7 protein-coding genes and 1 pseudogene are annotated in these 7386 nt (G+C 72.3%); 3 read left to right on the top strand and 5 right to left on the bottom strand.

Annotated features, from left to right (window positions below; genetic code table 11):
• The 3 genes and pseudogenes from D7V93_RS33135 to D7V93_RS33125 all read left to right on the top strand — a co-directional run.
• Window positions 1-272, top strand: a pseudogene (locus D7V93_RS33135) (hypothetical protein); the annotation flags it as partial.
• A gap of 9 nt (window positions 273-281) precedes the next feature.
• Window positions 282-2018, top strand: coding sequence for a hypothetical protein (locus tag D7V93_RS33130; protein ID WP_120647188.1), 1737 nt, complete (start codon window positions 282-284; stop codon window positions 2016-2018).
• Between the two features lie 72 nt (window positions 2019-2090).
• Window positions 2091-2639 carry an isochorismatase family protein gene (locus D7V93_RS33125; protein WP_120647187.1) on the top strand — a complete coding sequence of 183 codons (549 nt, stop codon included), beginning with the start codon at window positions 2091-2093 and terminating at the stop codon, window positions 2637-2639.
• Window positions 2640-2664: 25 nt separating this feature from the next.
• On the opposite strand, the gene D7V93_RS33120 is transcribed toward D7V93_RS33125, so the two are convergent.
• The 5 genes from D7V93_RS33120 to D7V93_RS33100 all read right to left on the bottom strand — a co-directional run.
• Window positions 2665-3537 carry a metal ABC transporter permease gene (locus D7V93_RS33120; protein WP_120647186.1) on the bottom strand — a complete coding sequence of 291 codons (873 nt, stop codon included), beginning with the start codon at window positions 3535-3537 and terminating at the stop codon, window positions 2665-2667.
• Window positions 3518-4312: a metal ABC transporter ATP-binding protein gene (locus D7V93_RS33115; RefSeq protein ID WP_120647189.1), complete on the bottom strand. Its 795-nt coding sequence runs from the start codon at window positions 4310-4312 to the stop codon at window positions 3518-3520. The genes D7V93_RS33120 and D7V93_RS33115 overlap by 20 nt, the downstream gene beginning before the upstream one ends.
• A gap of 13 nt (window positions 4313-4325) precedes the next feature.
• Window positions 4326-5201 (bottom strand): hypothetical protein, encoded by an 876-nt coding sequence (locus D7V93_RS33110; protein ID WP_120647185.1) that lies wholly within the window; start codon window positions 5199-5201, stop codon window positions 4326-4328.
• A gap of 1 nt (window position 5202) precedes the next feature.
• A complete protein-coding gene (locus tag D7V93_RS33105) occupies window positions 5203-6120 on the bottom strand; it encodes a metal ABC transporter substrate-binding protein (protein ID WP_120647184.1) in 918 nt (305 codons plus the stop codon).
• Window positions 6121-6142: 22 nt separating this feature from the next.
• Window positions 6143-7386: zinc-regulated TonB-dependent outer membrane receptor (locus D7V93_RS33100; RefSeq protein ID WP_120647183.1), on the bottom strand; the 1244-nt coding region annotated here is incomplete at its 5' end.

Genomic DNA, 7386 nt, shown 5'->3' with positions numbered 1-7386 from the left:
GGGATGCGGCCTCCGGGCCGGAGCGTCGGGCGGTGCGGGCGGGGCTCGCGCTGCTGGCGGACTGGCTCGCGGACTACGAGGCCTGGGTGGCGCGGGACGTGGGGCTGGCCTGGCGGCGCGAGTGTCTGGCCGCGCGGCGCAAGGCGTCCCCCGTGCCCGCGGAGGAGTTGTCGGTCGCCTGGAGGCGGATGGCCGTGCGTGTGCGCGCGACCGACGCCGGAGTGCAACACGCCGCAGTGCAACACCGTGTCGCTCCGATGACCGGAGCGTGAGGAGGACCCATGCTGGCACGACTGTTCCGAGCCGATGCACCGTCCGTCCATGCCCACGTCGCGTGGGAGGACCTGCCGGACGAAGCCCTTCCCACGCCGCCGTTGTGTGACGGCTACGGGAAGGCCCACCTGCCAGTGACGACGCAAGTCCCGGTCGCGCAGGCGTACTTTGATCAGGGCCTGCGCCTGCTGCACCTGGGCTGGGCGCTGGAGGCCCGGCGCGCCTTCGCGGAGGCCGCGCGACAGGATCCGTCACTCGCCATGGCCTGGTGGGGGCTCGCGCTCGCGCGGGGCCCGGGAGCCCGCTTCGCCGCCGACCGCGCGGAAGCCATCCGCAAGGCCCTGGCGCTGGCCGAGGGCACCACCGACCTGGAGCAGCGCCTGGTGGTCGCCGCGAGCCTCCTCGCGGACAAGGGCCCCGCCAATGGCCGGCACGCCTTCGTGCGCGAGATGGAGTTCCTCGTCGACCGCTTCCCGGAGGAGCCCGAGCCCCGCCTGCTGCTCGCGGGCTTCCTGCTGGATGGCTACGAATCCGATGGGCGTCCCGGCCAGGGCCAGCCCTACGCGCAGTTCATCCTGCGCGACCTGCTGCGCACGCATCCGGAGCACGCGGGCGTGCACCTGGCCTGGGTGCAGGCGTGGCTACCGAGCGCGCGACCGGAGACGGCCCGCGCGAGCGCCGAGGCCCTTCCGCTGCTCGTTCCCGCCGGCAGCCCCGCGCTGCTCGCCGCCGGACGGTTGCTGCTGCGCATGGGCCGCGCGGCGGAGGCGAACCGCATCCTGGAGGCCGTGGTGGAGGCGGATGATGCCTACCTCGCCCGGGAGTCGCTGCCGCTGGAGGTCGCGCCGAGCGCGGACGCCGCCCTGCGCCTGTTGAGTGAAGGCTGCGCGGAGGAAGGGCGCTACCGGGCGGCCCAGAAGTGGGCCCGCAAGCTGCGCCAGCGCGTGGAAGCCGCGGGTGCAGGGCCTCAGGCGATCCTCTTCGCGGCGACCACGCTCGTGGCCGCGCACCTGCGCTTCGGCTTCTGCCGCGCGGCGGCGGAGGTCCCGATGGAGCTGGGCGACTGCGCCACCGTCGCGGAGCAGGGCCTGCGTGACGCCGTGCGCCTGTACGCGCGCGGGGCCTGCGCGCTGGAGACGGGACGGTTGGGGGACGTGGAGCGCGCATGCCAGGCGCTGGAGACGCTGGTGATCACCTTGTCGGACGCGCCCCGTTCGGAAGGCCGTGCCCTGTGCCCCCGCGACGTGGCGCGCACGACGGAGGTCGCCGCGCAGGAACTGCGGGGGACGCTGGACGCGAGGAGGGGTGACTCCGGTCGCGCGGAGGCCGCGCTCACCCGGGCCCTGCGGTTGGAGCGGCGCCTGCGGCCGGTGGGGCCCGCGCTCTTCTGCCGTCCGCCGCGGGAGACGCTGGCCCGCGTGCGCCTGCACTCGGGTCGCGAGGAGAAGGCCCTGGAGCTGGCGCTGGAGCGGGCAGGGGAGCGGCCGGGTTGTGGCCACTGCATGCTGCTCGTCGCCGAGGCTCACGTCGCCTGCGAGTGCCTGTCCGAAGCCGCGCGCGACTTCGCCGTGGTGCTGGACCTGTGGCGCGACGCGGATCCGCACCTGCCGGGCCTGCAACGCGCGCGGGGCTTCGCCTCCGGCGGGAGGGGCCGCGCCGCGCTCCGCCGGGTGCCCGATGTGCCGGTGGACACCGCGCCCGCACCAAGGGGCGGGGAGGGCCCCTGGACCGTCCACGGCGGGTGAGCGTCCGCGCGGCCGTGCTTGACGGACGCGCGGCCTTCACGTCACTTGGGAGCACTCGCAAGGAGCCGTCCCATGCCTTCAATCCGCCTGAAGCCCGAGCAGACCGTGCTGCTCGTCGTCGACATCCAGGAGCGGCTGTGCGCCGCCATGGAGCGTGACGCCCTGGACCGCATGCTCGCGCGCACCGGCGCTGCCGTGGAGGGGGCCCGGGCCCTGGGCGTGCCGGTGATTGTCACGGAGCAATACCCGCAGGGGCTGGGCCGCACGCACTCGCTCCTGAAGCTGAAGCTGGGCGAGTTCAAGCCGCTGGAGAAGCTGGACTTCTCCGCCGCCACTCCGGATGTGCTCGCGGTGCTCGGAGATCGCAAGCAGGTGCTCATCGCCGGAATGGAGACGCACATCTGCGTCTTCCAGACCGCGCGCGACCTGGCCGACAGTGGCCGCGAGCCGTGCCTGCTGGCGGACGCCGTGATGTCGCGCGCCGAGGAGGACCGCCGCGTGGGCCTGGAGCTGTGCCGCGATGCGGGCGCGCGCATCCTCACCGTGGAGTCGGCCCTGTTCGACCTGCTGGGCCGCGCGGGCACGCCCGAGTTCAAGAAGGTGTCCGCCGCCGTCCGCTGAAGGAACGGCGGCGGGGTGCCACAGCTCAGGCCTTGCGCTGGAAGGGCGCGCGCACCAACTGCACCAGCATCATCAGCAGCACCAGGACCCCGGAGAGGACGGTCTGCGAACCGCCCACCGGGAAGTCGTAGAAGTACGCGAAGAAGTAGCCGCCCGCGCCCGCGATGCCACCCAGCACGGTGGCGGTGAAGAAGGTCCACGGCAGCCGCAGGTCCAGCACCAGCGCGGCGATGGCCGACAGCGTGGAGAACGCGAAGACGGGCAGGGCGCCCAGCGCGCGCGCGCACACGCCCACCATGATGCCGATGGACACCATCAACACCGTGTCCAGCATCCGCACCGGCAGCCCCTGCACGGTGGCGCCGATTCGATCGAAGCTGACGAAGGTGATGCCCCGGTACCACCACAGGTGCAGCACCATCAGCACGGCGCCCACCACCGCCACGGCGTGGAGTTGGTCGGGCGTGACCAGCACCGCGGTGCCGAAGAGGATGCCCTGGATGTCGTGCGCCTCCTGCGCGATGCGGTCTCCCACGAGGATGGCCGCACCGCCTGCGAAGGCGAACGCGCACCCCAGCAGGCTCTCGCGTGAGAGGCGCAGCCTCGCGGGCTCCACCATCAGCAGCAGCGTGGCCGCCACCGACAGCACCACCGCGCCCACCAGCGGATCCACGTGGACGCCCAGGTGGATCTCCGCGAAGAAGGCCAGTGCCACGCCCAGGCCCGCGGTGTTCGTCACCGCCGCGCTGACGAACACCATGCGCCGCAAGACGACGTAGACGCTGAGGAAGCCCAGCACGCACCCGGCGATGAGCGCGCACAGGATGGGATCCTGGAACAGCTCCCAGGCTGACTGGAACTGCTCCCACTTCGAGGGCTCAAGCAGGACTGTTTCCACGGTGGGGCCCCTGGGGCGCGGTGTTGCAGTAGTCGTCGCCGTACTGGCGGCGGAAGGCCGGATGGCAGAACACGGTGCGCGCATCGCCCATGACGAAGCAGCGGTGCTCGCGGTCCACGAAGAGGATGACGTCGGCGTGCTCGGCCGCCACGGACATGTCGTGGCTCACCACCACCACGCCCAGCCCCCGGTCATGCGCGAGCGCGCACAGCCGCAGCATCGTCTGCTTCTCCGCCACGGCGTCCATCGCCGCGGTGGGCTCGTCCAGGAGCACCACGTCCGCCTCGGTGGCGATGACCCGCGCCAGCAGCGCGCGCTGCTTCTCTCCGCCGGACAGGTCGCGGAAGGGCCGCCTGGCGATGGCGCGCGCGCCCGCCGTGTCCAGCGCCGCCTCCACCTTCTGTCGATCCGCGCGGCTGGGGAAAGGGCGCAGGAAGTTCCACCCCGACAGCCGCCCCCACCCGGTCAGCTCCCGCGCGTGCACCGGGAGCAGCGAGTCGATGGAAGACATCTGCGGCACGTACGCGCTCCGGATGTTGGGCGCGCCGAGCGTGATCTGCCCCGACACCGGGGGGATGAGCCCCAGCAGCGTCTTGAACCAGGTGCTCTTGCCGGAGCCGTTGCGGCCCACCACCGCCACGAACTGCCGGCGGCGCACCACCAGGTCCATGGGCGGCAGGATGTCCTTGCCTCCGTAACCGATGACGAGCTGCTCGCACTTCAGCAGCGGCTCGCCAGGCTCGTGCGCCGCCGCGGTGCGGTGCGCGCTGTCCAAGGCCGTCTCGTGATCACCGTGCGCCACGACTCACCTCCGCGACAGGGCTCACCTGCGCCAGGCGCTCCAGGAACGCGGTGCGAACCGCCGCGTTCCCAGGCGCATCCAGGTCCAGGACGCCGTCAGGCGCCTCCGCCACGGTGGACCAGTCCACCGCGTCGAAGAGCGCCGGGGTCAACTCCAGCTTCAGGCCCAGCTCCACGGCCGGCGCGTTCTCGCGGTCGGACGGCACGTCCAGGTCCCCGGAGAGCACGGCCAGCGGCTCCGCCTCCGCGCCCACCGGGGCGAGGGTGATGCGGAAGTCCCGGGCTCCCGCGAAGCGCGCCGGGACGCGGCTGTCGCGCACGCTGCCCGTCATGCGCACGCCGGTGACGGACCAGCGTCCACGGGACAGCGTCGTGCGCGGCAGCTCGCAATCCGGCTGGCAGTCGAGGCCCACGGACGCGGGCCGCAGCAGGTCCAGGTCGCCGTCCACGGGGAGGTTGGCCACCGTGGTGGTGGTGCTGCCGCCACCACCGCCCAGCTCCGCCTCGATGTCCTCGTAGTCGACGAGCTCGCCCGAGTCGCTGTGGCAGTGCCCGTTGTGGCACAGCGAGTAGCCCGGAGGAGGCGAGGAGGGATCGAACGTCGTGGCCCCGCCACCGCCGGAGCTGGCGAGCAGGTCGATGCTGCCCAGGCGCATGGAGGCCGCGTCCATGCGCAGCTGGAAGTCGGAGGCGAGCGCCTGATAGCCGTCGCCCGCGTCGCGGCCGGACAGCGGCGTGTACGCGGCCTGCACGGAGGGCTTGAGCACCGCGAAGCCCTCGCCCGCGTCGAAGGCGCAGCCGGACAGGAGCGCCACCGGGAGCAGCAGCGCTCCGGGAAGCGCCAGGGGGAATCGTCGCGTCATGTCACGGCCCCTTCCCGGCGAGCCCCTGCTCCAGCCGGCTCACCAGCAGTTCGATGCGCTGCACGTACGTCTGCCCGTTGCGGAAGTCGGTGCCCCCGGGGATGACGACGAGCGGCGCGGGGATCTTGGAGGCCACGAGCTTCGCGGTGCCTTCCGGGTAGTAGTCCTCCTTCACCAGCAGCTTCGCCTTGCGCGCCTTGCCCTGCGCCATCACCTGCGCCAGGTGGGACGGGTTGGGCGGGATGCCCGGCTTGGGCTCCAGGAACGCGATGGTGGTGAAGCCCAGCCACTCCTGCAGGTACGCCGTCGTCCGGTGGTACGCGATGACGGGCGCGCCCTTGAGCCCCGCGAGCCGCTTCTCCCAGCCGGGCTGCGCGGCCTGCACCTCCTGCGTGAACTTCGCGAGGTTGGCCTTGTAGGTGGCGGCGTTCTTCGCATCGAGCTGCGACATGCGCGCCTCGATGCCGCGCGCCACCGTCACCGCCTGCCGCGGATCATAGAGGTAGTGCGGGTTGCCGCCGGGGTGCACGTCGCCCTGGCTGCGGTCCACCGCCGTCGCCGGCACCTCCTGGAGGCGCACGAACTGCGACGCGTCCAGGTAGCCCGTGTTGCCCGTCTGGATGCGGCTGTTGCGCGCGCCCACCTGCAGCGTGGGCAGCCAGCCGATCTCCAGGTCCAGGCCCGCGGTGATCAGCAGGTCGGCGCGGTTGAGCGCGAGCGCCAGGTTCGGCTTGGCGTCCACGAAGTGCGGATCCTGCGTGGGCAGCGCGAGCGCGATGACCTCCACCTTGTCTCCGCCCACGGCCTTGGCCACCGCGGCCAGGTCCGGCAGGGAGGTGACGACCTTGAGGTCCGCGCGAGCAGGGGTGGCGGCGAAGCAGACGACGGCGGCGCACAGGGCCGCGAAGAGGGAACGCATGGAAGGGCTCCAGGAAAGGGGTTCAGAACGCATGGGCACCATGGGCGCCCGTCACCACTTCGAGCGCGAGGAAGGCCGAGTAGTCCGGTGAGGCGCGCCAGCCGACGCGGTCGGTGGCGGCCTGCAGGCGCAGGCGGGAGAACTCCGTGGGCCAGAACGTCAGCTCCGCGCTGACGCGGTGGCGGTCGGAGACCCACTCGGGGTCGAGCGGATCATTCGCGATGCGGCCCTCCTGCGTCCTGGCCGGCGAGCCGAACTCGTAGCGCACGCCCGTGGCCCAGCGGCCGGAGAAGCGCCACACCGTCTGCGCGTAGCCGCCCCAGTCCGTCAGCACGTCGTCGGGAGCCTGACGGCGGCGGTAGAGCACCTCCGCTTGGAGCACCAGCTGCTGCGCGCTCGCCTCCGTGATGGGGCGGAACTTGAGGTAGACGTCCGTGCCGTAGATGCTGGTGTGGTTGCGGTAGCCCGTCGGGTTGGGGCCGGTGGCGGCGGACAGGCCCCACAAGAGCGACAGGTCGTCCGACAGCGGGAAGAACTGCTTCACCGCGCCCGTGAGCTGGAGGTCCAGCGGCGACAGCACGCGCTCGTTGGCGGCGCCGAAGAAGCTGCGCGCGGTGGCCTCGCCCTTCGCGTCGGTGGCGCTGCCAATCACCTCCACGTACCAGGGCAGCGGCGTGAGCCAGGACGTCTCCAGGCCCAGGCCGCGGTTGCCCTCCGCGCCGAACATGCGGCTGATGACGAAGGGCTGATCCACGAAGTCCCACGCGTGCGGGTGGGTGGCGTTGATCCGGCCGAAGCGGGTGAGGAACTGGCCCGCGCGCACCTGGAGGTTGGCGGGCAGGTCCAGCGTCGTGGCGTACGCCTCTTCAATCTCCACGCCGTACTGGCTGAAGACGATGTTGCTGTCGAAGCGGAAGTACGGATCCACCACCGAGCCGATGGACAGCTCCAGCTGCTGGAGGTTGAAGCCGTTCTGCGTCGGGTCATGCGCGCCGCCCTGCAGGGGCTCCTTGTTGGAGAACGCCGCCACGGCGAGGTCCAGGATGAAGCTCAGGTTGAGGAAGCTGGTGCCGCCGGAGATGGCGTTGGGCAGCCGCAGCGGCGTCACGCCGGAGTCATTGGTGGCGGTGGGCGAGGCGGGGGACGTGTCGCCGGACGGGCGCGCGCGGGTGCTGGCGTCCTCGCCCAGGGCCTTCTCAATCTCCGCCATCTCCTCCGGGCTCAGGGCCGGGGTGTCCTCCGCCGGCGCATCCGAGGGAGGCGGAC

It is taken from the genome of Corallococcus llansteffanensis (assembly GCF_003612055.1).
Lineage (GTDB): Bacteria > Myxococcota > Myxococcia > Myxococcales > Myxococcaceae > Corallococcus > Corallococcus llansteffanensis.
The sequence above is the reverse complement of the archived record's forward strand: the minus strand, read 5'-3'. Positions and strand labels throughout refer to the sequence as shown.

What these genes read in the sequence shown, in the direction of transcription:
- D7V93_RS33110 (WP_120647185.1), bottom strand. Translation starts at nt 5,201, where the DNA reads ATGACGCGACGATTCCCCCTGGCGCTTCCCGGAGCGCTGCTGCTCCCG.
- D7V93_RS33125 (WP_120647187.1), top strand. Translation starts at nt 2,091, where the DNA reads ATGCCTTCAATCCGCCTGAAGCCCGAGCAGACCGTGCTGCTCGTCGTC.
- D7V93_RS33130 (WP_120647188.1), top strand. Translation starts at nt 282, where the DNA reads ATGCTGGCACGACTGTTCCGAGCCGATGCACCGTCCGTCCATGCCCAC.
- D7V93_RS33105 (WP_120647184.1), bottom strand. Translation starts at nt 6,120, where the DNA reads ATGCGTTCCCTCTTCGCGGCCCTGTGCGCCGCCGTCGTCTGCTTCGCC.